Raw genomic sequence first — 23527 nt, forward strand, 5'->3', positions numbered from 1 at the left:
ACCACTCGTCGTATCGGTTACTCATAAAAACACCCCGAAGGTTGGATGTGGGTGTCCAACTTTCGGGGTGCAGTTCACAGGCAGCGGGGCGCCTCGCATTCGGCTGACAGGAATCAGCCGTCGAGTGGGACGGGATTCTCGCCGAAGTTGTCATGATCCCCCAGGCGCTTGCCGTCGACCTTCTGACCATAGAAGCCATGATGGTCATGGAAGATCTCGGCGGTATCATCCAGCGTGTCGAGGGTGCGACGACGCGGGTCCTGGGGCCGCTCGTGGCTGTTGATGAAGGCCGCCACATCCCAGGCTTCCTGATCCGTCAGCGAGTAGGGCTTGCCCAGGGGCATGTTGGCCTTGATGAAGTTGGCCGCGGTATTCACACGATGCATGCCGGCTCCCCAGTTGTAGGCGCCATCGCCCCACAGCGGCGGAAAGACCTGGCGCTCGCCGACCTTCTGCCCCTGACCCTCATCGCCGTGACAGACCGCACACTGCTGGGCATACACCTCGGCCCCGCGCTCGCGGTCGGCCCCCTGCTCGGTCTCCTCGAGCTTCGGATACCCGCGACCGGGCAGCGACTCGTTGATCGGCGCTCCGGTGGCCATCCAGTGCAGGTAGGTCTGCATCGCGACCAGCGGCTCGCTGCCGTTCTCCGGCGGTTTGCCATTCATTGAGTAGGTGAAGCAGCCCTGAATGCGCTCGGCGAGCGTATTGACCTTGTCGTTCTTGCCACGGTAGGCGGGATAGACGCCGAAGGAGGCCCACATCGGTGCCGAGTTGGCGAGCCGGCCGGCATCGAGGTGGCAGTTGGCGCAGTTCTGCTCGTTGAAGACATACTCGCCACGCAGGGTCTGGGTGTTGACGAAGAGATCACGCCCCTTGCGCACCATATCACCGTACTGGTTGTCGGGGATGTCGCGCTCCAGGGGGGGCTGGAAGGTGACCTCCCCCGCCGGTGCCTCGGGCAACGGGATCTGGTAGTCGCGCTGGACCTCATCATCCTGGGCCAGTGCGGCCAGGGGCAGGCCGAGCGCCGAGGCCAGGGTGCCGGCCATCAGCAGGTGGAATCTACGCAGGCTCATCGACCGTCCTCCTCTTGTGCCGCATCACCCTCTGAGGCGATACGCTCCGGCAGGGTGGCATAGTAGTCGGCTATCAGTTCGATCTGCGCCTCGTCGAGGCGCTCGGCGACCCCCACCATCAGGTCGTTGGGGTCGTTATGGCGCTTGCCATCGCGCCAGGCCTCGAGCTGGCTGACAATATACCCCGCATGCTGACCCGCCAGTGGCGGAAAGCTGGCCCCCACGCCCTGACCATTGGGGCCATGGCACTGGCTGCAGGCCGGAATCATCTTGTCCTCGGACCAGTCACCGCGCTCTGCCAGCCACTCCGCCTCGTCATTCGGGTCGGCGGCCCGATAGGCAGTGGGAAGCTCCGGCCAGGGCTCGAGCTCGGCATAGTAGGCCGCCACATCGGCGATCTGCTGGTCGTCGAGCATGTTGGCGAACGGCATCATGCTGGGGCTCTCGCGACGCCCCTCCTTGATGTCGTGCAACTGCTTGGCGATATATGCCGCTGGCAGCCCGGCCAATCGCGGCCATGACTCACCGTTGGGGTTGTTCATGCCCATGCCATCGGCCTGGTGGCAAGCCACACAGGTTCCCGCGGCCGCCTTGCCCTGCTCGGCATCCCCCTCGAGCGCCACGGCCTGGCTGGCAGCCAGCCCGGCACCCAGCAGCAGGCCGAGCCCACTCGCGATCCTCTTGCTGGTCATCGGTTTTCTCCTTGTCGTGTCATGCCCTCGCCGGGGCAACCTCACTCGCCTGGACCGGGAGGGTCAGGCGTGCTTCCAGCCCACCCCGCGCGGGGCTGGCAAACTCCAGGTGGCCGCCGAAGCGCTCGGCGATCGCCACCACGATGGTCAGGCCCAGGCCGCTGCCATGCTGCTTGCTGGCACGCCAGAACCGTCTGGCCATCTGCTTCATGACCGCCTCATCGACCCCGGGCCCCTGGTCGATCACCCTGAATGTCAGGTGCGTGCGATTATCGCTCTCCACGTCGAGGGTCACTCGCGATGCCTCGCCACCGTGGCGCAGAGCGTTGTCGATCAGGTTGCGCAGTGCGGTGACGGCAAGCTCCCGCGGCAGCGCCAGCGGGGCCTGTGGCCACGCCTCGGGTAACTCGAAGCGTGACGTCGCGGCACCACTATCGCGCAGCGCCAGGGCCACCACCTCCGCGGGTCGACACAGGGTGCCATCCTCGAAGGCCAGTCGTCCCTCCACCCGTGCCAGCATCAATAGCTGGTCGAGAATTCGTGCCAGACGCTCGACGCCCTCCTCAGCGTAGACGACGGCATCGCGTGCGGCCCTGCCCTCTACCCGACTCGCTACCTGCAGATGGGTCTTGATGGCGGTAAGCGGCGTGCGCAGCTCGTGGGCGGCATCATTGGTAAAGCGCTGTTCGCGCACGATGGCCTGCTGGACGCGAGCCAGCAGGCCATTGAGGGTGTCCACCAGTGGACGCAGCTCGCCGGGTACCCCGTAGGTGGCTACCGGCGCCAGGGCATCCGGATGGCGCCGGGCCAAGGAGTCTCGCAGCCGGGCGATGGGCGAGAGTCCGCGCACCACCCCGATCCATAGCGCCACCAGGCTGCCGAGCATGGCCACCGCAAAGGGCACCGTGGCCACCTTGATGACATTGCCGAGCAGCATATCGCGCTCATCCATGCGATCGGCGGTGGTAATGGTCAGCCCGTTGCGCTCGTAGGTGAACACCCGCCAGGTCACGCCACCCTCTTCGCGGTAGGCGTGCCCGCCGGCCTCCCCCATCGCCAGGATGGACCCCAGGTCGGTATGCGTCCGTGCCATGATCTCGCCCCGTGGCGAGTGCACCTGACAGGCCAGTCCCTCGATGGGCGGGATCGACAGTGCCCGTCGGTCGGCCTCGAGCCACACCTCCTGGGGCAGCTGGGCCATCAGCCCCGCGACCATACGCGCCGACTGGGCGAGGCGCTGATCGAGGGTGGCCACGAACTGCTCCTCCAGATCACGCAGCAGCCAGGCGGCGGCCAGCCCCCACAGCACCAGCAGGGTGATGCCGAGGGTCGCCAGCAGCCGCGTGCGCAGGCTCACGACCGTCCCTTTTCGGTTGACTCGTCGGCTGGCTCACCCAGCGGCGGCCCCAGCCGATACCCCAGCCCGCGCACCGTCTCGATCAGCTCGCTGCCGAGCTTGCGGCGCAGATGGTGGATATGCACGTTGAGGGCGTTGCTCTCGACCTCCTCGCTCAAGCCATAGAGGCTATCCTTGAGCTGGTCGGCCGACAGCACGCTGCGCGGCGCGTGCAGGAAGGCCTCGAGCAGCACCAGCTCGCGGCGCGACAGCGTCACCGGACGACCGTCGAGGGTGACCTCCCGGGCCACCGGATCCAGACACAGGGCGCCGTGCTCGATCAGCGGATGCGAGCGCCCCGCCGCGCGACGTAGCAGGGCCTGCAGCCGGGCCACCAGCTCGTCGAGGTCGAAGGGCTTGACCAGGTAGTCGTCCGCTCCGCCCTGCAGCCCCTCCACCCGGTCACTGACCGCATCGCGGGCGGTCAGCACCAGCACCGGGGTAGACACCCCGCCATCGCGCCACTCCATCAGCAGGTTCAGGCCATCGCCATCGGGCAGCCCCCGGTCGAGGATCACCACGTCGCTGGCGACACTCGCCAGGGCGCGACGCGCCTCGGTGATGGTGGTCACGTGATCGACGACATAGTCATACACCGCAAGCCCGGCGCGAATGCCCGACGCCACCAGGGCGTCATCCTCGATCAGCAGTACGTGCATGGCGTAAAGGTCCTCTGGTTGGGCCTCATCTTGTCACCGGGCCATTAAGCCAGCGTTAATGATTGTCGTGAGTTAGACCGCCCCCGGCGAGCCATTGGTCGTAGACGTCGACGCCCCTGCAGGCGGCACCTGCGGGGGCGTCGCTTGACGCAGGTCAGGCTCAGCCTCGGGCAGGAATCGCCCTGGCCAGGAACCAGCCCGCCATCATCGCCACCAGCATGGCGACCAGAGGGGCAGTGAGCCCGCCCACGGAGGCGATGGCCGGCCCCGGGCAGTAGCCGGAGAGCCCCCAGCCAATGCCGAACAGCGCCGAGCCGCCGATCAGGCGGGCGTCCAGGTCCTGGCGGGTGGGCAGCTGGAAGCGCTCGGCAAACAGCGGGTTGGGGCGCCGCAGCACCAGCCGGTAGCCGATGAAGTTGGTGACCACGGCGCCGCCGAGCACAAACATCAGGGTTGGGTCCCAGGCGCCGGCGACGTCGAGGAAGCCCAGCACTCGGGCCGGGTCGGTCATCCCGGAGACGGCAAGCCCCAGGCCGAAGATCAGCCCGGCGATATAGCCTGCCACGGTTTTCATGGTCGACGGTTTCATGCACCACCTCCGATCACGTGCCGCACCACGAATACGGTGACGATCGCCGCCACCAGGAAAGTGACGGTAGCCACCATCGAGCGCACCGAGAGCCGCGAGAGACCGCAGACCCCATGGCCGCTGGTGCAGCCGCTGCCAAGGCCGGTACCCAGGCCCACCAGCAGGCCGGCCAGCAGCATCAATGCCACACCGCCGGCAGGCTCGCCGATCACCCGACCGGTGACGTCGACGGCATCACCTGCCACGTTGCCCAGACCACCGCCCAGCAGCATCACCACGATGGGGCCACTGATCAGGCCCAGCACGAAGGTGAGGCGCCAGACGCTGTCGCCCTTCGGGCGGGCGGTGATCAGGGTGCCGACGATGCCGCTGATCCCGGCGATGCGGCCCAGGGTGGCCATCAACCAGGTGGCGGACAGTCCGATCAGCACACCGCCGGCCAGTCCCTGCAGGGATGAATTCCAGTCCACTCTTCTCTCTCCTCTGATTCACCAGGGGTGCATTGTTAAAGAAACACTTGGGACACTGCTGCTAAAGCAGCGTGTTTGCCTGCAGCTCGGCACAGCGCCGCGACAGGCTGATATCGCTCTCGCCACGCAGCTCACACCAGGCATCATAGGTGCTCAAAAACACCTCGCCAGTCATCTCGCGGCAGAAGTCGGTGTGCTGCAGCCGATCCATCACCGGGCCTTTCACCTCGGCCAGATGGAGGCACACGCCGGAGTCCCTGAGACGCGCATTGATCGCTTCCAGGCTCTCCAGTGCCGAGGCGTCGATGACATTGACCGCCTGACAGGCCAGCACAATATGCTCGAGGCCAGGCTGGCGGGCCGCCAGCGCCATCACGGTGTCCTCCAGATAACGCGCATTGGCGAAGTAGAGGCTCTCGTCTACCCGCAGAATCGTCAGACGCTCATCGGTCTCCACCTCATGGCGCTGCACGTTGCGAAAGTGCTCGGTGCCGGGCACTCGCCCCACCACGGCACTGTGAGGGCGGCTGGTGCGATAGAGGTGCAGCGCCAGCGACAGCCCCACCCCGACCATGATGCCGCTCTCCACGCCGTGCCCCAGGGTCACGGCGATGGTGCCCAGCATGGCGGCGACATCACCGCGCGAGTACGCCCAGGTACGCTTGATCGCGGCAAGATCAACCAACGACAGCACCGCCACGATGATGGTAGCCGCCAGCGTGGCGATCGGCAGATAGGCGATCAGAGGAGTGAGCAGCAGTGCGGCCACGCCGATGCCCACCGCGGTCAAGGCCCCGGCGGCCGGGGTCTCGGCCCCGGCATCGAAGTTGACCACCGAACGTGAGAAGCCACCGGTCACCGGCATGCCACCGGTCAGTGAAGCGGCGATATTCGAGGTTCCCAGCCCCACCAGCTCCTGGTCGGGGTCGATGCGCTGGCGCCTCTTGGCAGCAAGCGTCTGACCCACCGACACCGATTCCACGAACCCGACGATGCTGATCAACAATGCCGCCACGAACAGTTCGCGCCACAGGCCACTGTCGAAGCCAGGCAGGATCAGGGGCGGCAGTCCCGCCGGCACCTCACCGACCACTGCCACTCCGTGCCGAGCCAGTCCCAACCCCCAGCTCGCTAGGGTGGTGGCGGCCACGGCGAGAATCGGTGCTGCCCTGGTGAGCATGTCCGCCGGGCGCGCCGGCACGCCGAGGCGACGCAGGGCCGGTTTGAGCCGTCGTCGCGCGGCTTGAAGAAATGCCAGCACCCCAAGCCCGATCACCAGGGTCGGCAGGTTGATGTTGCCCAGCTGGCTACCCAGCTCTACCACCAGCGCCAGCAGGTTATGGCCGCTCGCCTCGACACCCAATAGATGCTTGAGCTGGCTGGCGGCGATGATCAGCCCCGAGGCGGTGATAAACCCCGAGATCACCGGATGACTCAGGAAGTTGGCCAGAAACCCCAGACGCGCCACCCCCATCACGGTCAGCATCAGCCCCGACATCAGCGCGAGGGCCAGGGCGGCGGCGAGATACTCCGGTGTGCCCTGAGGCGCCACCTGCCCTATCGCCGCGGCGGTCATCAACGAGACCACCGCCACCGGCCCCACCGAGAGGGTGCGACTGGTGCCAAACACGGCGTAGACCACCAGCGGCGCGATGCTGGCGTAGAGCCCCACCTCAGGGGGCAGCCCCGCCAGCATGGCATAGGCCAGCGACTGGGGGATCAGCATGATGGTGACGATCACCGCCGCCAGCAGGTCGCTGGCCAGGGCGCTGCGCCCGTAGTCGGGCAACCACTGCAGGATCGGCAGATAGCGTTTCGGATTCACGCGGCTTGCCTCGGCGCTCGCTGGTAGGAGCGTGTTGTTAGAACATGTTGTTGGAACATGTTGCTAGAACGTGTTGATCGGCACCTTGAGATAGACCTGGCCGTTGCCCTCGGCGGGGGGCATCTGCCCGGCGCGCATGTTCACCTGTACCGAGGGGATGATCAGTTTCGGCATGCCCAGGGTGGCATCGCGCTCGGTGCGCATCTTGACGAACGCCTCCTCGCTGACCCCCTCGTGAACGTGCACGTTGTGGGCGCGCTGCTCGGCCACGCTGGTCTGGTGCTGAAACTCCTCGCGCTCCGGTGCCTTGTAGTCGTGGCACAGGAAGAGTCGCGTCTCGTCGGGCAGCGCCAGTACCTTCTGGATGGAGCGATAGAGCGTCCGGGCATCACCACCGGGGAAGTCGCAGCGTGCGGTGCCGTAGTCCGGCATAAAGAGGGTATCGCCGACGAAGGCGGCGTCACCAATCACGTAGGTCAGGCAGGCCGGCGTATGGCCCGGGGTGTGCAGCACCCGCCCCTCCAGATTGCCGATGGCAAAGGTGTCTCCCTCCTCGAAGAGCCGGTCGAACTGGCTGCCGTCCCGGGCGAACTCGGTGCCGGCATTGAAGGCCTTGCCGAAGACATCCTGCACCACGGTGATATTGGCGCCGATGCCGGTTAGTCCGCCCAGTTGTTCGTGTAGATAGGGTGCGGCGGAGAGGTGGTCGGCATGCACGTGAGTCTCGAGGACCCACTCCACCTCCAGGGCATTGTCACGCACGAAGGCGATGATCTCGTCGGCGGAGCGCACGTCGGTGCGCCCGGCGGCATAGTCGAAGTCGAGCACCGAGTCGAGAATTGCGCAGGACTTGCTGTCGGGGTCCTGCACCACATAACTGAAGGTATTGGTGGGCTCGTCGAAGAAGTGAGTCACGACTGGCTTTGACATGGGATACAACCTCCGTGGGATGTCGCGTGCCGCTGTACCGACAGCATAGCCAAAATCACGTTCTAAGCATAGCTCAATTAGATATATGAACCCGCGCCGTGAGACACCACGAAATGCCACGGGCCCCGAAGTGCGGGGCCCGTGAGCGGTGGCCGGTAGCTTTACTCCCAGGCGGCCCCTTCCAGGGCATCCAGCGGAATCTTGAGGTAGCGCTTGCCATTGGCCTCGGGCTCCGGCAGGCGCCCCCCCAGGGCATTTACCTGCAGGGAGGGGAGAATCAGCTTGGGCATGGGCAGCTCGCTGTCGCGCTTGTCACGCATCGCCGCATAGTCGTCCTCGGTAACGTCCCCGGCCAGGTGCTTGTTGGTTTCGCGCTGTTCGCGCACCGTACTCTCCCATTCCGGCTCGCGACCACCGGGCATGTAGTCGTGCCCGGTAAACAGGCGCGTCTCGTCGGGCAGCTCGAGGATCGCCTGGATGGAGCGCCAGAGCTGACGTGCGTCGCCGCCGGGGAAATCGGCCCGGGCGGTGCCGAAATCCGGCTGGAAAAGGGTGTCATGAACGAAGGCGGCATCACCCACCACATAGGTGATCGACGCCAGGGTGTGCCCCGGCGAGAACATCACTCGCGCCTCCAGTTCACCAATGGAGAAGGTGTCACCCTCGGCGAAGAGACGGTCCCACTGGGAGCCATCGGCAGGGAAGTCTGGCCAGTGATAGATCTCCTTCCAGAGCTTCTGGACCTCTACCACCTTCTCGCCGATGGCGGTGGGAGCGCCGGTCTTTTCCCGTAGGTAGCGGGCCGCGGAGAAGTGGTCGGCGTGGGGATGGGTATCCAGGACCCACTCCACCTTCAAGCCCTTCTCCTTCACATAGTCGAGCAGTTCGTCGGCGTGATGAGTTGCCGTGGCCCCCGAGTTCTCGTCGAAGTCGTAGACCGGGTCGACGATGGCACACTTGCCGGTAGCGGGGTCGCTGATCACATACTGGATGGAGGAGGTGCGCGAATCGAAGAAGCCGGCCACCTCGGGGCTGCCGGTACCGGTGCTGGGCGAGAGGGCAAAGGTCTTCATGGGTACCTCCGTTAGCGTGTCGGGTGGATCGACCACCAGTAACGTTGCATGAAATAAACTTAGCCCGAAATGGACTATACGGCGATTGTGTCACTCCACAACGGCAATCGCCTACCTCCGATGCATAACCAGGGAGCCCGTGGCCTTGCGGCCGCGGGCTCCTTGCCGGGAGCGCCGGCACAGGTCGGTAATGGCTACTTCTTCAGTTTGCAGGTATTCACGCCCAGCAGCTTGTAGGCTGGGCAGAAGTTGAACAGACCGGTGGCCAGCGGCATCACGCCGATCCAGCCCCAGGCACCGATGGTGCCGGTCAGTGCCAGTACGATCAGAAGGATGCCGACCGTGATGCGCAGGACCTTGTCGATACCACCCACATTGCTTGTCATATCATGCTCCTCGGTAGATAAGCGTCAACGGCCTAGAAGGTGAAGACCGGAACGGACGGATCACGCATCAGCTCGGCAATCGGGCCCGGCGCCGCGACACCCACGCCCTCCAGCAGCGCTTCCTGGCCAAAATCGCGGTTGGGCAGATAGATCGCACAGACGTCCACCTGGGCGCCGTTCTTCATCAACATCTGCATGATGCCCTCGGGTGCCACCTGGCCGGCGGGGTTGCTCGGCGGGGTATTGATCGGCTGGGCGCTCTGGTAGCCCTCCATCGCCAGGTCGCCCGCCTGGTCACAGAGCAGCAACCGGAGGTCACTCCCCTGCTGCTGCATGGCATTGGACAGGATCATCGCCATGCCCTGGGTCTCCAGGGAGTCGCTGGTCAGAATCACCAGCGCCTTGTCGGCCATCGCCTTGCCGCCCTCGGCCTCCCCGCCGTGACTGTCGGCCGTGACTGCACCGGAAAGGCCGATGGCGGCAGCCGCAGCGGTCAGAGTCAGAGTCTTTTTAACGCTCATGGGTACACCTCATTTACTTGGCGGCTCAATGCACTCGCCATTGACGGGCATAGGTAATGGGCACCGCGACGACTCAGTCGACTGAGCGCCAGGCGACCTCGGGGTCGACCTCGTAGCTCCAGGGCAGCCCGGAGTTACGCCAGCCGTTCACCGCGCGTACGCCCTTGGAGTCCCCCTCCTCGAGCTTGCCTCCCTCGAAGCCGTCGGTAACGGAGTAGACCTCGCTGAAGCCCATCTCGGCGATGGCATCGGCGGCAGGGGCGCTGCGGGTGGAGCCCGAGCGGCACATGACGATAATGGGATCATCCTCGGCCACGTCCAGTGCCTCGAGTTGGGCTCTTACCTGTGAGGCAAAGTCGGCATTCCTGACCATCGGCCAGCTCTTCGCCTCCTCGCTGAAAGTGTCGCGATCGGCCAGCACCCAGGGAACATGGATGTCGGTAGGCGTTGCAAAGCCGGTGAACTTGATCTCGACCGGGTCGCGTACATCTATCAGCACGGCACGCTCATTCTCCTGCATCAGCTCGTAGGCCTCGGCGGCACTCACATAGAGCCCCAGCTGCGTCTCGCGATAGGCCGCTGCCTCCTCGGCCAGTACCGGGCCCGCCGCCAGCATGGCCGCCAGGGCGGTCGGGGCCAATGCGCCTATTAAAGCCATATTCATAACAAAAACCTCTAAGCTAATTACCTTGTTGGCATTATCCAAGAGTAGTCCACCTGCGCGGCGTTGCCATGGGGCATCTGGCCGCACCTTGATATGGATCAAATGAATTCGGAAAGGGCTAGGCCGTCTGCCGTGCCCCTAACGACCGGTCGGTGAACCTCACGCACCAGGCCTTGGACGGCAAACGGTAGGTTGTCGCGGCTACAGCTCGATGCGGTCGCCGTAGCCAGGGATCTGTGCCTCGATATCGCTCTCGGCAAGCGCGGTCTGGAGCACCTTCTGGGTCTCGGGTTCGCCATGCACCAGAAAGAAGCGCGGGCGGTTGCGAAAGGCGCCGGCCCAGCCGATCAGCTGGCTCTGGCCGGCGTGGGCGGAGAAGCCACCGATGGTGTGCACCCTTGCCTTTACCGCCAGATCCTGGCCGAACACGCGGATGCGTTCGGCGCCGTCGACGATCTGGCGACCGATAGTGCCACCGGCCTGGAAACCGACGATCACCAGTCGGGTGGCCGATGTTTCCAGGTTGTAGCGAAAGTGGTGAACGATGCGCCCGCCGTTGCACATGCCGGCACCGGCGATGATGATGGCCCCGCCACGGATGCGATTGATGGCCATGGACTCCTCCACCGTGCGCGTCATGCGCAACACCGGCAGATACTGGGCGGTGTCACCGCTGGATGCCTTGTTGAGCACCTTGAGATCTTCGGGATCCAGTGCCTTGCGCGCCCGGTGATAGAGCTCGGTGACCTTGATCGCCATGGGACTGTCGAGAAACACCAGCTGCTGGCGCAGCCGGCCCTGGTGGTAGAGCACACTGAGGTGGTAGAGGATCTCCTGGGTACGTCCCACCGCGAAGGCGGGAATCAGCACGTTGCCACCGTCGGCATGGGCCTCCTCCAGCACGCTGGCAAACTCCTCGATGGTCTCCTCCAGTGGACGGTGATCACGATCGCCGTAGGTGCTCTCCATCAGCACCAGGTCGGCATCGAAGACCTTCTCCGGCTCCTTCATCAGCACCGAACTGGGATTGCCAAGGTCCCCCGAGAACACCAGACGCTTCTCCTGCCCGCCGGACGGGATGGAGAGTTCGACAATGGCCGAACCGAGGATATGCCCGGCGTCACGGAATACCAGTGTCACCCCGCCGGGCAGGTGCACCGGCTGGCCATAGGGGTGAGAGACGCACTGGGACAGTGTCTGTTCAACATCGTCAAGCTCATAGAGCGGTTCCAACAGCGGCCTGGCGTGGCGCTTGCGCCACTTGTTTTCCCACTCGATATCCTTGGCCATCACGAAGGCCGCATCCTGCAGCATGATCTCGAGCAGATCCCGGGTGCCCCGCGTACAGTGGATCGGGCCACGATAGCCCTCGCGCACCAGCTTGGGCAGCAGGCCCGAGTGGTCGAGGTGGCCATGGGAGAGCACCACCCCCTCGAGCTCTCCCACCAACTTGCCGAAGGGGGCCTCGTTGGCTCGGTCGGCATCTACCCCGCCCTGATGCAGGCCGCACTCCAGCAGCAACTTCCGGGAGCGGCCGTTGCCATCTACTTCGATCAGGTAGCGGGACCCGGTGACTTCCTTCACCGCGCCCTGGAACGTCAGGGTCGACATGGATATGCCTCCTTTTCGCCATGGATTGCCATGGCTTTCCATGGCCTACTTTCCCTTCAGCATAATAGATCCACGCCTGCACGATACCTATCCTCAACAATGGATTCGCCCAAAGGATATTCGCCAGGCGGCTATTGCCAATAAAACGACAATTTCCTTGCCTAGCCCTGCCGGCAGTTTTAATCTATCAACACACGTAATTACCGTGCTTCAAACATGACCATTGATAGCCATTACAGGATATCGACACCCCCTACTCTCGTGCTGGTGATGGGTGTCTCGGGGTCGGGAAAGTCTTTCATCGGCCGGCTACTCGCCGAGGCGATGACGGCCGATTTCATCGATGCCGACGACCACCACAGCCCCACCAGTATCGCCAAGATGTCGCGGGGTGAGCCCCTAACCGATGGAGACCGTGAAGGGTGGCTAGCGACGCTGGCCGACTTCTACCGCGATCACCGTCGACAGGGACGCTCGCTGGTCATCGGCTGCTCCGCTCTCAAGCGTCGCTATCGCGACACCCTGCGCAGCGGTGCGCCGGAGTTGAAGATCCTCTACCTGGACGGCAGCCGCAAGCTTCTGCTGAAACGACTGCATACCCGACAGGGTCACTTCTTCCAGGGTGACCATATGCTGGATAGCCAGCTTCAGACCCTGGAACCTCCGGGAGAAAACGAGGCCTTGTGCCTCGACATTGCCCTGCCTCCCCTGGAAATTGTAGAGAGATTCACCCAACATTTAAGCGCCCTATAGATCACCAACTCCTTCCCTTCCCGAAACCTTATACAAAGAAAAGGAGGAGGCTTAGGCCTCCTCCTTTTCTTTTCCTCCACTCATCTATAGCGGCCATATTGCCAGCTGTGGCCAGACGAGAAGTGCCGCCAATACCAGTAGCTGAATCGCCATGAAGGGCAATACCGAAAGGTAGATATCCTTCAGACTGATCTTCGGCGGGGCCACGCTCTTCAGATAGAAGGCCGCGGGTCCGAACGGCGGCGACAGGAAGGAGACCTGCATGTTTACCGCGAACAGGATGCCGAACCAGATCGGGTCGTAGCCCAGCTGGGTAACGATGGGCAGAAAGATCGGCAGGGCCAGCATGGCGATGCCAATCCAGTCGAGAAAGAGTCCGAGCACCAGCATGATCGCCATCATCACCAGGATGATAACGATGGGCGCCACCTCCATGCCCAGGATCATCCCCGAGACGAAGCGGTTACCACCCATCAGGTTATAGACCCCCACCAGGGCCGCGGCGCCGATGCCGATCCAGATGATCATGCCGCAGGTGTTGAGCGTCTGGCCAAGACTATGATGCAGCATGCCGATACTGAACTCGCCACGTAGCACGATGGCCAGCATGACCCCGAACACCCCCATGGCCGCCGCCTCGGTCACCGAGGCGATCCCTCCGTAGATGGTGCCCAGCACCAGAAACGCGATCATGCCCGGAAGCAGAATCGCCTTGGCCGCCTCCAGCTTGCTGTCGAAGGGGTTGTCCTGGGTATCGGCAGACAATGGCGGCCCCATCTCGGGGTTCTTCAGGCAACGCACCAGCACGTAGGCGATGTAGGAGCCCATCAGAATTACCGCCGGGGTGATCGCGGCGGTAAACAGCTCGGCAATGGAAACGCTGGCGATCAGGCCGTAGATGATCAATACGATCGACGGCGGCATCATGGTGCCTAAAGCCCCGCCGGCACATACCACACCGATGGAGAGCCGCTTGTCGTAGCCCAGGCGCAGCATCTGCGGCAATGCCAGGATGCCGAGCAGCACGATCTCGCCGCCGATGATTCCCGACAGTGCAGCGAGGAAGAATGCCACCACGATGGTCTGCACCGCCACCCCTCCAGGCAGCCGCCCGGCAAAGACCCGCATGGCATTGAAAAGATCCTTGGCGATGCCCGAGCGGTCGAGCAACGAAGCCATCAGCACGAACATCGGTACCGCGACCAGCGAGTATTCGGTGATGAAGCTGAAGACTCGACTGGTGACCAGCGGCAGGGCCATCTCACCGAACCAGCCGAAGGTGAACACCATCGCCACCAGACCGGTGATAAAGGCCAGCGGCAGGCCAGTCACCAGCAGGCCAAAGATGGCGGCGATCATGACAATTGTGGCCGTCCCGATATCCATCAGCGCGTCTCCTCGTTATCGACCGACGCAGGGTCAGCAGGACGGGTACGAAGCGACTGCACCAGGTGGAGCAGCGCCTGCAGCGTCATCAGCGCCAGGGCAAACAGGATCACTCCCTTCACCAGCGCCGGAAAGGGGGGGTTCCAGGAGGTACCCGAGCGCTCCAGCTGCCACTCGCCGAACGGGTTGTGAGAGGCCCGCCAGAACATGTGAGAGGCGGCATAGCTCATGGCCAGGCAGAAGCCCAGCGTCACGAAGTCGTTGAAGCGATCCATCCAGCACTTGAGACGCGGCCCAGCACTGTCATAGAGCACGCGTACGCGAATATGGGCGTTACGGGCCAGGGCCGCGGGGCCAGCCAAGGCAAAGCTGACTGCCACCAGGAAGACCACCGACTCATGCACCCAGGAGGTCGGACTGTTGAAGCCGTAACGCAGGAATACCTCGACCACGCTGATAGCCATGGCCACCAGCACCAGCCAGGCGGCACCTCTCGCACCACGGGTCACCAGGCGATCCAGGGCAGTACGCTCTGGGGCGCGTTCAGGGCGTTGTTCGTCCGACTCGCCGTGCCCGCCATGTCGGGATTCGTTTGGGGGTTGAGTCATGCTGTATCTCGGTCGAACGCCGCCCGGGAGGAGACCGAGCGGCGACGTGGTGATGAAGAAAACGACTTACATCAGGTTGCGCGCCTGAAGAAATTCGACCACGGAGTCGTATACCTTGCGGTTCATCTCGCTGCGCTCTGCCCAGGCGGCCCACTCCTCCTTGGCAATGTTGCGGAACTTGGCACGCTCCTCCGGGGCCATGTCGATCAGCTCGATCTCGGGATCCTGACGCGCCTCGGCCACGGCCTCGAGATCCAGCTTCTTGAGCTCAAACACCATCTCGTAGGCCAGCTTGTCCACCGAGGTCTCGAGGATCGACTGGAGATCTTCGGGCAGGCCATCCCAGATCTCCTTGTTCAGAGAGACGGAAACCATGGGCAGCGAGTGGAAACCCGGGTAGTTGGGGTAATTGGCGAAGCTATGCAGGCCCTGGCTGTGGTTGGTGGAGAACACCGTGTAGTCGGCGGCATCGATCACCCCCTTCTCCAGCGAGGTGTAGACCTCGGAGCCCGGCAGGTTCACCGGGGCGGCACCGGCCTTTTCGAAGATGTTGTAGACCATGCCCTCCGGGGCGCGCACCTTGAGGCCCTCGAGGTCCTCCACGGTGCGGATCGGGCGCGTGGAGGGGAAAGACTCAAGGCCAGTGGCGGCAGCACCGATCAGCTGCACGCCGTAGGGGTTAACCAGCTCGTTGTAGAGCTCCTCACCACCACCGTGATTCATGTACTCGAGGAACTCCAGCGGGTCACCCCAGGCGCCGACCAGGTTGCCGAGCATGCCGAAGGCCGGGTCACGACCGGAGAAGTAACTGGGGTCCGTCAGGTGGCCCTGGAGGATACCGGACTGTACGGCGTCCAGAGTCTGGTTGGCCTGGACCACGGCGTTGACCGGCAGGATCTCGATCTCGATGCGCCCGCCGGACATGGTGTTGACGTTGTCGGCCCACGCCTTCTTGAGCTCGAACTGCGGCTCACCGGCGGTCTCTGAGGTCTGGAAGGTCCACTCGTACTCCGCTGCCTGGGCGGACAGCGCCACGGCACCGAGGACGGCGGCCGTGATCCCCTTGAGGGCAAAGGCAGAAAGCGGCTTGAGCAATGGCATGGGTTGACTCCTTGTTATGGTGTTCGAGCTAGCACATGGTTGGCGATTGCCGTGATGTCCGGACGTTCAGGCCGGTCGAGGATCGGCTGCACCAGGCAGACGCAGCCGAGGAGGTAAGTGGTCGAAGAGACTGGCGAAGCCCAGGTCGAGGCCGGTGCGTTCGAGCACCGACAGTGCCGCCTGCTCGGCCTGTTCGGGTTGACGCAAGCGGATTGCCTCCATCAGCAGCCGGTGACGCTCCATGCTGTCGCTAAGCTCCGCGGCACTGTGATTGGAGGTTTCCACCAACAGGCCGATGGCCGGCTTGAGCATATGGCTGAGCTGGGACCACAGCAGGTTGTGGGTGGCCGCGAAGATCGCTTCATGGAACGCTACGTCATGCTCGTCGTGGCTACGCCCTGCGCAACGGCGGTCGGGGGAATTCAGCGCGCCGATCATGTTGTGCCAGGCGGTCTCGATGGCCAACAGGTCGGCGGCGGTGGCGTTTTCGGCGGCCAGACGTGCCATGAAGGGCTCCACCGCCACGCGGAAGGCGAAGATGTCCCGTTGAATGCGAGGGTTGGGCTGGGCGAAGCGCGCCATCCAGTCACTGACCCGCGGGTCGAGCAGATGCCAGTCGGTCAGCTCACATACTCGGCTGCCCTGCCCCGAGATTCGTACCACCATGCCCCCCGAGACCAGCTGCTGAAGCGCGCTACGCACCGTGCTTCGGCTGACGCCGTAGGTGCCACAGAGATCGACCTCCCGGGGCAGAAAGCTGCCAGGGAGGTAATCTCCGGCGAAGATGCCGCGCGCCAGGTCCTCGGCGATGTCGGGTTTCTGCGGTATCGGCATGGAAGGCTCTGTTCGACCTATCGCAGTCTATGTCCGACATAGAGTGAAGCAGTTTCGGGTCATTCGCCGCTAGACTTTAGTCGCCCCCTACGGCAAGACCCCGTCAGGCGGGGTGCCTGACGGGGTCTTGAAATAAGGCGCGGCGACGGACAGGCCCCTGGGGGACCCGTCAGTCGTGATCAGCGATAGACCGGAAACTCGGCGCAGACGGCCTCGACCTTGGCCTTGACCTCAGCCTCGATGGCAGCGGTGTCCTCTCCCTTGGCCATCACGTCGAGAATGTCACAGATCCAGCCGGCCAGATCCCTGCACTCGCCCTCGCCGAAACCACGGGTGGTCACCGCCGGGGTACCGATGCGCAGCCCGGAGGTGACGAAGGGGCTCTGGGGGTCGCCGGGCACGGCGTTCTTGTTGACGGTAATATGGGCGCGGCCCAGGGCAGCATCCGCATCCTTGCCGGTCAACTCCTGCTTGATCAGCGAGAGCAGGAAGAGGTGATCCTCGGTGCCACCGGAGACGATGTCATAGCCACGCTCGAGGAACACGCCGGCCATCGCCTGGGCATTCTTGACCACCTGCTGCTGATAGGTCTTGAACTCGGGCGCCATCGCCTCCTTGAAGCAGATCGCCTTGGCCGCGATGACGTGCTCCAGGGGACCGCCCTGACCACCCGGGAAAACCGCGGACTGCAGCTTCTTCTCGATCTGCTCGTCACCCTCGCTGGAGAGGATCAGGCCTCCACGCGGACCACGCAGGGTCTTGTGGGTCGTGGTGGTCACCACATGGGCATGGGGCAGCGGGTTCGGGTAGACGCCGGCGGCCACCAGGCCCGCCACGTGGGCCATGTCGACCAGCAGATAGGCACCCACCTCATCGGCGATCTCGCGGAACTTGCCCCAGTCGATGATCTGGGAGTAGGCGGAGAAGCCGGCGATGATCATCTTGGGCTGATGCTCACGGGCCAGCTTGGCGACTTCGTCGTAATCGATGCGACCGGACTCGTCGATACCGTACTGCACCGCATGGTAATGCTTGCCGGAGAAATTGGGCTTGGCCCCGTGGGTGAGGTGGCCACCGGCATCGAGACTCATGCCCAGGATGGTGTCACCCGGCTTGACCAGGGCCTGGAAGACGGCACCGTTGGCCTGGGAACCGGAGTGGGGCTGAACGTTGGCGTAGGAGGCACCGAACAGCTCCTTGGCGTAGTCGATGGCCAGCTGCTCGACGATATCCACGTACTCACAGCCGCCATAGTAGCGCTTGCCGGGATAGCCTTCCGCGTACTTGTTGGTCAGCTGGCTGCCCTGGGCTTCCATGACCCGGGGGCTGGCGTAGTTCTCGGAAGCGATCAGCTCGATGTGCGCCTCCTGACGCTGCACCTCCTTCTGCATGGCATCAAAGAGGGTGTCATCGAAACCGGCAATCGTCATGTCACGGCTGAACATCGGCGGGAAACCTCGTATCACGGGGGGTTGAGTCAATCACGGCATGATACCCCAGCCCCCCGCCCCTTTCACATGAATCGACGTCATCCCTGCTCGCGACGCGTTCATTTTCCCGGCATGCTCCCGGGGTCAGCGCGTCTCCACCTGCATGGCGAAGCGCTCGGGCAGCGCCAGGGGATCCTCGGAGAAGCTCTCGAGACGCTCCTCGGCCGGAAGATCGAGGGTGACCACCAGCTCCTCGGCACTTCCGGTCATCAGGTCGACCAGGCCATGGAGCAGGTCGCTCACCTGAGGACCGAACATCATCCCGAAACCTTCGGCCTGGGTACGCGCCTTCTCGAGGTACTCGGCTTCACTGACGCCCTCCATGGTCGCTCCCAGGGTCATCAATCGCCCGAAGAGACCTCTTTCGACGAGGCTCAGCACCAGATGGCCACCCCCGAGGCTGGCCTCTTCCAGCAGTGTTCCATCGGCCATCAGCTCGGCAACGTCCGCCCCTTCGGGCAACGCCAGCAGACTCTCCAGATCGAGGGCCAGGGACAAGGCGTCGCGCAGGACCAACTCACCGCTGCTGATCAGGCGCCCCTCCTCTTCACCAGAAGGCTCCCACTGTGCATCGAAGCCGCCATCCAGACGAAGCAAGCCGCTACCCTCGGTCAGCACATTGCTGACCATGCGCATCTGGGTACGCTCCTCTTCCGGAGACAGCGCGATCAAGCGGCTCAGGTCGACCTCCAGGGCTTCGAGCAACAGCCCTCCCTCTCCATCCTCGAAGTCCCCATCCAGCTCGAGCCCGACCAGGGACCCCAGCGCTCCCTCGGGGTGGTCGAGGCTCAGTTCGGCCAGGGTCATCACCTCGAACCACTGCTCCGCCAGCGTCTCGTCATCGAGAGGCGGCACGGCGCTACCGGGCGCCTCTACCACGATGCTGCCGATGTTCAGCAGCAGGTTATCCTCGAGCTCCCGGGGGGCACCCTCCAGCTCGATGCCTTCAACACGAATGCCCTCGAGGGTGACGGTATCCGGATGCTCGTAGTCTCCCTCGACCACATAACGCTCGATCAGCAGCGTCTCGCCTTCAAGGCTCTCGAAGCGCAGGTCCTCGGCGCGGGTCTCTCCGCCCAGCAGCGAGGTGGAGAGGTCGCCGATGGTGAGCTCACCATGCTCGGCGACCAGTGCCCGCAGGTCGTTGCCGAGACGCTCGGCATCGGCGAATACGGGCGGGCTGGCCAGCAGGGAGAGCGCCAGGGGCAGGGCCAGGCGCGGCAGGGCAGTATTCGGGAATCGCATGGGATCACCTCCTGTGTGATCGTGGAATCAGGCCACAGTCTAGACTAACGGATCTTTCTCTACTCGACATGGCCCTGCCTTTTCAGGGCCATCGCAGATGGCGGTAGCGTTCAAGGCCATGGCCGATCGCGCTTCATGCGGGGCTAACCTGACGGCAGGACTGGCCGTCAAGGCCCCATCAGGTCTCGCCCAACAACCCCAGGCTCGTGGCCGGGGCCTGGCGGCGCAGGTTCCGGGAGAGCAGATGCCCGATGACTCCGATCAGCAAGGCTCCGCCCAACGGCAGCACCAGCCATAGCCAGAGATGCAGGCGCGGCGCAAGATCTAGCCAGGCCAGGTAGAGCGCCGCGGCGGCCAGCTCGGCAAGCAACGCCCCCATCAGGCCACTGGCCAGACCGAGGATGGCAAACTCAGCGCCTTGTACCCGGGAGAGCAGGCGATTGCCGGCACCGAACACCCGCAGCAGGCCACTCTCATGGGCACGCACCGGAAGGCTGGCCGTCAGCGCCGCGTAGAGCACGCTGACGCCGGCCAGCAGCACGAAGACCAGCACCACCTCCACGGCGCGGGTGACCCGACTCAGCAGGTCTCGCACCTGGGCGAGGATGGCATCGACATTGAGCAGGGTCACGCCGGGGAAATCGCGCACCAGCCCACGCTGCACCTCGCGCTCCGCGTCGTCGAGGTGGAAGGCGGTGATATAACTGTGGCCGAAGCGCTCCAGCACCCCGGGTGGGAAGATGACGAAGAAGTTGGGGCGAAAGCTGTCCCAGTCCAGGTCGCGCAGGCTGCTCACCTCGCCGATGATCTCGGCGGCACCGATGGTAAAGGTCAGGGTGTCACCCAGCCCCAGGCCAAGTCGCTCGGCCAGGCCATCCTCCACGGAGATCGGCACCCGCTCGGCCTCGGGCGACGTGGCGGACTCGCTGACCACCTCGGCATACCAGCCGCTGGGCTCGCTCTCTTCCTGTCCGCTCTCCTGTCCGCTCTCCTGTTCACTTTCCTGTCCGCTTCGCCGCTTTTCGAACCAGGTGCCGGCGACCAGGCGATTGCCCTCCGGCAGCGTCTCGCGCCAGGTGAGATTGAGCTCACGGCGCAGGGCATTGTCGCCACGCGCCTCAGCGGGTACCGCCTCGCGCGGTGCCATGTCGTTGATGGCGGTGATACGCCCACGCACCATGGGGTAGAGGGCGCTGCGGGCATCGGCGGCACCGCTGAGGGATGCCTCGAAGGCCTCGCGCTCGTGGGGCTGGATATTGATAGCGAAATAGTTGGGCGTCTCTGCGGGTAGCTGCGCCTCCCAGGTGGAGAGCAGATCACCACGCACCAGGGCGATCATCGCCATGGCGAAGAAGGTGACCGCGAAGGCCAGCAGCTGGCCGAGGCTCGCGGTGCGTCGGCGTGCCAGCTGGGCGCCGCCCAGCCGCAGCGCCTGGGCCACACCCGCCTCGCGTCCGTCACGCGGCAGGCGGGCCGCCAGTCGCAACACGCCGCCGAGCAGCAGCGACCCCAGCCCCCACAGCACCATCAGCATCACCAGGCCACCCAGCAGCAGCCCCAGCGCCAGACCCGGATCGCCGGAATAGAGCCACAGCAGCCCACCGAAGACGCCGCTGGCCACCGCCACCACCAGCCACGCCGAGGCGGGCAGCGGATCGAGTTCGCGGCGCAACACCTTGAGGGCGCTGACCCTCTTGAGTCGCAGCAGGGTGGGGCCGGCGAAGCCTACCAGCACCGACAGGGCGGTAAATACCCCGAGCCATAGTGGCAGCATGCCGGGGGGCGGCAGTTCCAGAGGAAGGATGGCGGTGAGCAGCGCCAGCAGCGCCCCCTGACCGGCCAGGCCCAGCAGGGCTCCGAGCACCGAGGCCGCCAGCGCCAACCACAGCAGTTGCAGGCCGAACAGGCGGCTTAGCTCACCCTGGGTGGCACCGAAGCAGCGTAGCAGCGCAGCGGTATCCAGGTGGCGATCGACATAGCGTCGGGTGGACATCGCCACCGCCACCCCGGCCAGCAGCACGGCGGCGAGCCCGGCCAGGCTCAGGTAGCGCTCGGCCCGCTCCAGGGCACTGCCGAGCCCGGGACGGTCGCGACGCACATCGCGGACCTCGACGCCGTCGCGGCGCAGCCGCTCCAGCAGCGGCGCCAGGTCGTCGAGGATATCCGGCGGCCCCGCACCGAGCAGCTCGAATGACACCCGCGAGCCATCCTGGACCAGCTCGGTGGCCTCCATGTCGTCACGATGCATCATCAGCCGCGGGTTGAAGCTGCCGAATCCAGCGGACTGGTCCGGCTCGCGCTCCACCATTCCGCCGACGGCCAGTTCACTCTCGCCCAGGCGCACACGGTCGCCGATCTCGGCCTCGAGCAGCAATGCCAGGCGGGGAGCCAGCCACACTTCGCCCGGAGACGGGCCGTGAGCCACCACCTCGACACCCTCCCCCTGGTCGACATGTACCCCGCCATAGAGCGGGTAGCGATCATCCACCACCTTGAGGCTGGCGGGCTGGAAGGCGTCAGCCAGGCTGACCATGGAGACCATGTCCACCTGGTCGCTGAGCACCAGGCCCGCCTCCTCCAGGGTGGTGCGCAACTCGGCATCGAAGGGACGCCCCTGCTCCAGCACCAGGTCGCCGCCCAGCAGCTGGCTCGCCTGGCGGGTCAGGCCGCGGTCCAACCGGTCGAGGAAGAAACCAATCATGGTGGAGGCGGCAACCGCCAGGGCCAGGGCGACGAACAGCGCACGCACGTCCGCGGCACGCAGGTCGCGGACGAGTCCCCGGGCCGAGAAACGTGCCAGGCGCAGAATGGAGAGACTCATGCGCCCACCTCGTCGAGCGCCATCTCCTCCAGGCGGCCGTGACCGAGGCGCAGGCAGCGGTCACAGCGCCTTGCCAGGGCATGGTCGTGGGTCACCAGCACCAGGGTGGTTCCAGCCTCGCGGTTAAGCGAGAACAGAGCATCGATGATGCGCTCGCCGGTCTCGGTGTCGAGGTTGCCGGTGGGCTCATCGGCAAATACCAGCTCGGCGCCAGTCACGAAGGCCCTAGCCAGGGCCACGCGCTGCTGCTCGCCGCCGGAGAGCTGCTTGGGTAGATGGTCGAGGCGCTCGCCGAGTCCCACCCGCGCCAGCCACTCCCTGGCTCGCTGCTCGCTGTCCCCACGCGGGGAGAGCTCCAGTGGCAACAGCACGTTTTCCAGGGCCGTCAGGGTCGGCAGCAGCTGAAAGTTCTGGAACACGAAGCCGACACGACCGGCGCGCAACCGCGCCCGACCATCCTCGCCGAGGTCGGCGAGCCGCTGGCCGAACATCATAAGCTCACCGCCAGTCGGCAGGTCGAGCCCGGCCAGCAGTCCCAGCAGGGTCGACTTTCCGGCACCGCTCTGTCCGAGAATGGCCACCGTCTCCCCGGGGAACACCGAGAGGGCCAGGTCGCTCAGAATGGTGAGCTGGCGCTCACCGCTTCTTACCTGCTTGATCAGATGCTCGGCGTGTAGAATCGGTGTCATATCCGTGCGAGAGGTTGCGTTCATGATGAAGGAATTCCCTGAAGTTGCATTGCGCCATTTCACCACCTGGCTGCTGGCGATGATCCTGTCGGTAGGCGTCGCCTCGGCCCAGGCCAACGATCGCACCACCCTGCTGGTGATGGGCGACAGTCTCAGCGCGGCCTACGGCATCGAGGCCGACAGGGGCTGGGTAAGCCTGCTGCAGGCGAGGCTGGAGGACAAGGCGCGGGTGATCAACGCCAGCATCAGCGGCGAGACCTCAAGCGGCGGAGCGAGTCGCTTACCCGAGCTTCTCGGACAGCATGACCCCGACATCGTTCTTCTCGAACTGGGCGGCAACGACGGCTTGCGTGGCCTGCCCCCTGGCCAGTTCGAGGCCAACATGCGACGCATGATCGAGGCCAGTCACGCGGCCAATGCCGAGGTGCTGCTGCTGGGTATCGATATTCCCCCCAACTATGGTCGGGCCTATCGCGACGCCTTCACCGGCGTCTACCGCCGCCTTGCCGACGACTTCGAGCTGCCGCTGGTCCCCTTCCTGCTCGAGGGCGTGGCCCTGGATGACAACCTGATGCAGGACGACGGCATTCACCCCACCGCCGCCGGCCAACCCATCATTCTGGAAAATGTCTGGCCCCAACTGGAGGCACTGCTGGAGATTGATCTGGACCTGGTATCAGACTAAACCTTAACTCACCTGCTGCC

Annotated in this window: 23 protein-coding genes; 2 read left to right on the forward strand and 21 right to left on the reverse strand. The window is 64.7% G+C overall.

The window, feature by feature from the left end:
- Positions 1-113: 113 nt before the first annotated feature.
- From Q0894_RS14900 to Q0894_RS14960, 13 genes are all read right to left on the reverse strand, one after another.
- Positions 114-1079, reverse strand: coding sequence for a c-type cytochrome (locus Q0894_RS14900; protein ID WP_299236784.1), 966 nt, complete (start codon positions 1077-1079; stop codon positions 114-116).
- Positions 1076-1771 (reverse strand): c-type cytochrome, encoded by a 696-nt coding sequence (locus Q0894_RS14905; RefSeq protein WP_299236786.1) that lies wholly within the window; start codon positions 1769-1771, stop codon positions 1076-1078. The genes Q0894_RS14900 and Q0894_RS14905 overlap by 4 nt, the downstream gene beginning before the upstream one ends.
- Before the next feature lie 19 nt (positions 1772-1790).
- Positions 1791-3128, reverse strand: coding sequence for an ATP-binding protein (locus Q0894_RS14910; protein ID WP_299236788.1), 1338 nt, complete (start codon positions 3126-3128; stop codon positions 1791-1793).
- Positions 3125-3826: a response regulator transcription factor gene (locus tag Q0894_RS14915; RefSeq protein WP_299236790.1), complete on the reverse strand. Its 702-nt coding sequence runs from the start codon at positions 3824-3826 to the stop codon at positions 3125-3127. The genes Q0894_RS14910 and Q0894_RS14915 overlap by 4 nt, the downstream gene beginning before the upstream one ends.
- A gap of 160 nt (positions 3827-3986) precedes the next feature.
- Positions 3987-4415, reverse strand: coding sequence for a DUF6691 family protein (locus Q0894_RS14920; RefSeq protein ID WP_299236792.1), 429 nt, complete (start codon positions 4413-4415; stop codon positions 3987-3989).
- Positions 4412-4885 carry a YeeE/YedE family protein gene (locus Q0894_RS14925; protein ID WP_299236794.1) on the reverse strand — a complete coding sequence of 158 codons (474 nt, stop codon included), beginning with the start codon at positions 4883-4885 and terminating at the stop codon, positions 4412-4414. The genes Q0894_RS14920 and Q0894_RS14925 overlap by 4 nt, the downstream gene beginning before the upstream one ends.
- Positions 4886-4946: 61 nt before the next feature.
- On the reverse strand, positions 4947-6710 hold the full coding sequence (gene sulP, locus Q0894_RS14930) for a sulfate permease (RefSeq protein WP_299236796.1): 1764 nt from the start codon (positions 6708-6710) through the stop codon (positions 4947-4949).
- A gap of 63 nt (positions 6711-6773) precedes the next feature.
- On the reverse strand, positions 6774-7640 hold the full coding sequence (locus tag Q0894_RS14935) for an MBL fold metallo-hydrolase (protein WP_299236798.1): 867 nt from the start codon (positions 7638-7640) through the stop codon (positions 6774-6776).
- A gap of 161 nt (positions 7641-7801) precedes the next feature.
- The gene (locus tag Q0894_RS14940) at positions 7802-8713 is read right to left on the reverse strand and encodes an MBL fold metallo-hydrolase (protein WP_299236800.1); all 912 of its coding nucleotides are present in this window, start codon (positions 8711-8713) and stop codon (positions 7802-7804) included.
- A 194-nt stretch (positions 8714-8907) separates the two neighbouring features.
- Entirely contained in the window at positions 8908-9099 is a 192-nt protein-coding gene (locus tag Q0894_RS14945; RefSeq protein WP_299236802.1) for a DUF2892 domain-containing protein, read from the reverse strand.
- Between the two features lie 32 nt (positions 9100-9131).
- Positions 9132-9620 (reverse strand): hypothetical protein, encoded by a 489-nt coding sequence (locus Q0894_RS14950; RefSeq protein WP_299236804.1) that lies wholly within the window; start codon positions 9618-9620, stop codon positions 9132-9134.
- A gap of 73 nt (positions 9621-9693) precedes the next feature.
- Positions 9694-10284 carry a rhodanese-like domain-containing protein gene (locus Q0894_RS14955; protein ID WP_299236806.1) on the reverse strand — a complete coding sequence of 197 codons (591 nt, stop codon included), beginning with the start codon at positions 10282-10284 and terminating at the stop codon, positions 9694-9696.
- A 201-nt stretch (positions 10285-10485) separates the two neighbouring features.
- On the reverse strand, positions 10486-11895 hold the full coding sequence (locus tag Q0894_RS14960) for an MBL fold metallo-hydrolase (protein ID WP_299236808.1): 1410 nt from the start codon (positions 11893-11895) through the stop codon (positions 10486-10488).
- Positions 11896-12111: 216 nt separating this feature from the next.
- Between Q0894_RS14960 and Q0894_RS14965 the strand changes: the two genes are divergently transcribed.
- The gene (locus tag Q0894_RS14965) at positions 12112-12648 is read left to right on the forward strand and encodes a gluconokinase (protein WP_299236810.1); all 537 of its coding nucleotides are present in this window, start codon (positions 12112-12114) and stop codon (positions 12646-12648) included.
- An 84-nt stretch (positions 12649-12732) separates the two neighbouring features.
- On the opposite strand, the gene Q0894_RS14970 is transcribed toward Q0894_RS14965, so the two are convergent.
- The 8 genes from Q0894_RS14970 to Q0894_RS15005 form a co-directional block, all read right to left on the reverse strand.
- On the reverse strand, positions 12733-14034 hold the full coding sequence (locus Q0894_RS14970; RefSeq protein WP_299236812.1) for a TRAP transporter large permease subunit: 1302 nt from the start codon (positions 14032-14034) through the stop codon (positions 12733-12735).
- Positions 14034-14642 carry a TRAP transporter small permease gene (locus tag Q0894_RS14975; protein WP_299236814.1) on the reverse strand — a complete coding sequence of 203 codons (609 nt, stop codon included), beginning with the start codon at positions 14640-14642 and terminating at the stop codon, positions 14034-14036. Before Q0894_RS14975 ends, Q0894_RS14970 begins: the two co-directional genes overlap by 1 nt.
- Positions 14643-14708: 66 nt before the next feature.
- A complete protein-coding gene (locus Q0894_RS14980) occupies positions 14709-15743 on the reverse strand; it encodes a TRAP transporter substrate-binding protein (protein ID WP_299236817.1) in 1035 nt (344 codons plus the stop codon).
- 66 nt (positions 15744-15809) lie between these two features.
- Positions 15810-16577 (reverse strand): FCD domain-containing protein, encoded by a 768-nt coding sequence (locus Q0894_RS14985; protein WP_299236819.1) that lies wholly within the window; start codon positions 16575-16577, stop codon positions 15810-15812.
- Positions 16578-16756: 179 nt separating this feature from the next.
- The gene (glyA, locus tag Q0894_RS14990; RefSeq protein ID WP_299236821.1) at positions 16757-18022 is read right to left on the reverse strand and encodes a serine hydroxymethyltransferase; all 1266 of its coding nucleotides are present in this window, start codon (positions 18020-18022) and stop codon (positions 16757-16759) included.
- Between the two features lie 129 nt (positions 18023-18151).
- Positions 18152-19312 carry a hypothetical protein gene (locus tag Q0894_RS14995; RefSeq protein WP_299236823.1) on the reverse strand — a complete coding sequence of 387 codons (1161 nt, stop codon included), beginning with the start codon at positions 19310-19312 and terminating at the stop codon, positions 18152-18154.
- Between the two features lie 178 nt (positions 19313-19490).
- Positions 19491-22133: an FtsX-like permease family protein gene (locus tag Q0894_RS15000; RefSeq protein ID WP_299236827.1), complete on the reverse strand. Its 2643-nt coding sequence runs from the start codon at positions 22131-22133 to the stop codon at positions 19491-19493.
- Positions 22130-22846: an ATP-binding cassette domain-containing protein gene (locus Q0894_RS15005; protein ID WP_299236829.1), complete on the reverse strand. Its 717-nt coding sequence runs from the start codon at positions 22844-22846 to the stop codon at positions 22130-22132. Before Q0894_RS15005 ends, Q0894_RS15000 begins: the two co-directional genes overlap by 4 nt.
- Positions 22847-22901: 55 nt before the next feature.
- Here Q0894_RS15005 and Q0894_RS15010 point away from each other — a divergent pair, with 55 nt between their 5' ends.
- The gene (locus tag Q0894_RS15010) at positions 22902-23507 is read left to right on the forward strand and encodes an arylesterase (protein WP_366131034.1); all 606 of its coding nucleotides are present in this window, start codon (positions 22902-22904) and stop codon (positions 23505-23507) included.
- Positions 23508-23527 lie beyond the last annotated feature (20 nt).

The organism is uncultured Halomonas sp. (genome assembly GCF_947501415.1).
Lineage (GTDB): Bacteria > Pseudomonadota > Gammaproteobacteria > Pseudomonadales > Halomonadaceae > Halomonas.

Excerpts from the sequence above, each read along its gene's own strand:
- Q0894_RS14900 (WP_299236784.1), bottom strand. The coding sequence starts at position 1,079 with ATGAGCCTGCGTAGATTCCACCTGCTGATGGCCGGCACCCTGGCCTCG.
- Q0894_RS14905 (WP_299236786.1), bottom strand. The coding sequence starts at position 1,771 with ATGACCAGCAAGAGGATCGCGAGTGGGCTCGGCCTGCTGCTGGGTGCC.
- Q0894_RS14915 (WP_299236790.1), bottom strand. The coding sequence starts at position 3,826 with ATGCACGTACTGCTGATCGAGGATGACGCCCTGGTGGCGTCGGGCATT.
- Q0894_RS14920 (WP_299236792.1), bottom strand. The coding sequence starts at position 4,415 with ATGAAACCGTCGACCATGAAAACCGTGGCAGGCTATATCGCCGGGCTG.
- Q0894_RS14935 (WP_299236798.1), bottom strand. The coding sequence starts at position 7,640 with ATGTCAAAGCCAGTCGTGACTCACTTCTTCGACGAGCCCACCAATACC.
- Q0894_RS14940 (WP_299236800.1), bottom strand. The coding sequence starts at position 8,713 with ATGAAGACCTTTGCCCTCTCGCCCAGCACCGGTACCGGCAGCCCCGAG.
- Q0894_RS14945 (WP_299236802.1), bottom strand. The coding sequence starts at position 9,099 with ATGACAAGCAATGTGGGTGGTATCGACAAGGTCCTGCGCATCACGGTC.
- Q0894_RS14950 (WP_299236804.1), bottom strand. The coding sequence starts at position 9,620 with ATGAGCGTTAAAAAGACTCTGACTCTGACCGCTGCGGCTGCCGCCATC.
- Q0894_RS14955 (WP_299236806.1), bottom strand. The coding sequence starts at position 10,284 with ATGAATATGGCTTTAATAGGCGCATTGGCCCCGACCGCCCTGGCGGCC.
- Q0894_RS14960 (WP_299236808.1), bottom strand. The coding sequence starts at position 11,895 with ATGTCGACCCTGACGTTCCAGGGCGCGGTGAAGGAAGTCACCGGGTCC.
- Q0894_RS14965 (WP_299236810.1), top strand. The coding sequence starts at position 12,112 with ATGACCATTGATAGCCATTACAGGATATCGACACCCCCTACTCTCGTG.
- Q0894_RS14970 (WP_299236812.1), bottom strand. The coding sequence starts at position 14,034 with ATGGATATCGGGACGGCCACAATTGTCATGATCGCCGCCATCTTTGGC.
- Q0894_RS14975 (WP_299236814.1), bottom strand. The coding sequence starts at position 14,642 with ATGACTCAACCCCCAAACGAATCCCGACATGGCGGGCACGGCGAGTCG.
- Q0894_RS14980 (WP_299236817.1), bottom strand. The coding sequence starts at position 15,743 with ATGCCATTGCTCAAGCCGCTTTCTGCCTTTGCCCTCAAGGGGATCACG.
- Q0894_RS14985 (WP_299236819.1), bottom strand. The coding sequence starts at position 16,577 with ATGCCGATACCGCAGAAACCCGACATCGCCGAGGACCTGGCGCGCGGC.
- glyA (WP_299236821.1), bottom strand. The coding sequence starts at position 18,022 with ATGTTCAGCCGTGACATGACGATTGCCGGTTTCGATGACACCCTCTTT.
- Q0894_RS14995 (WP_299236823.1), bottom strand. The coding sequence starts at position 19,312 with ATGCGATTCCCGAATACTGCCCTGCCGCGCCTGGCCCTGCCCCTGGCG.
- Q0894_RS15000 (WP_299236827.1), bottom strand. The coding sequence starts at position 22,133 with ATGAGTCTCTCCATTCTGCGCCTGGCACGTTTCTCGGCCCGGGGACTC.
- Q0894_RS15005 (WP_299236829.1), bottom strand. The coding sequence starts at position 22,846 with ATGAACGCAACCTCTCGCACGGATATGACACCGATTCTACACGCCGAG.
- Q0894_RS15010 (WP_366131034.1), top strand. The coding sequence starts at position 22,902 with ATGATCCTGTCGGTAGGCGTCGCCTCGGCCCAGGCCAACGATCGCACC.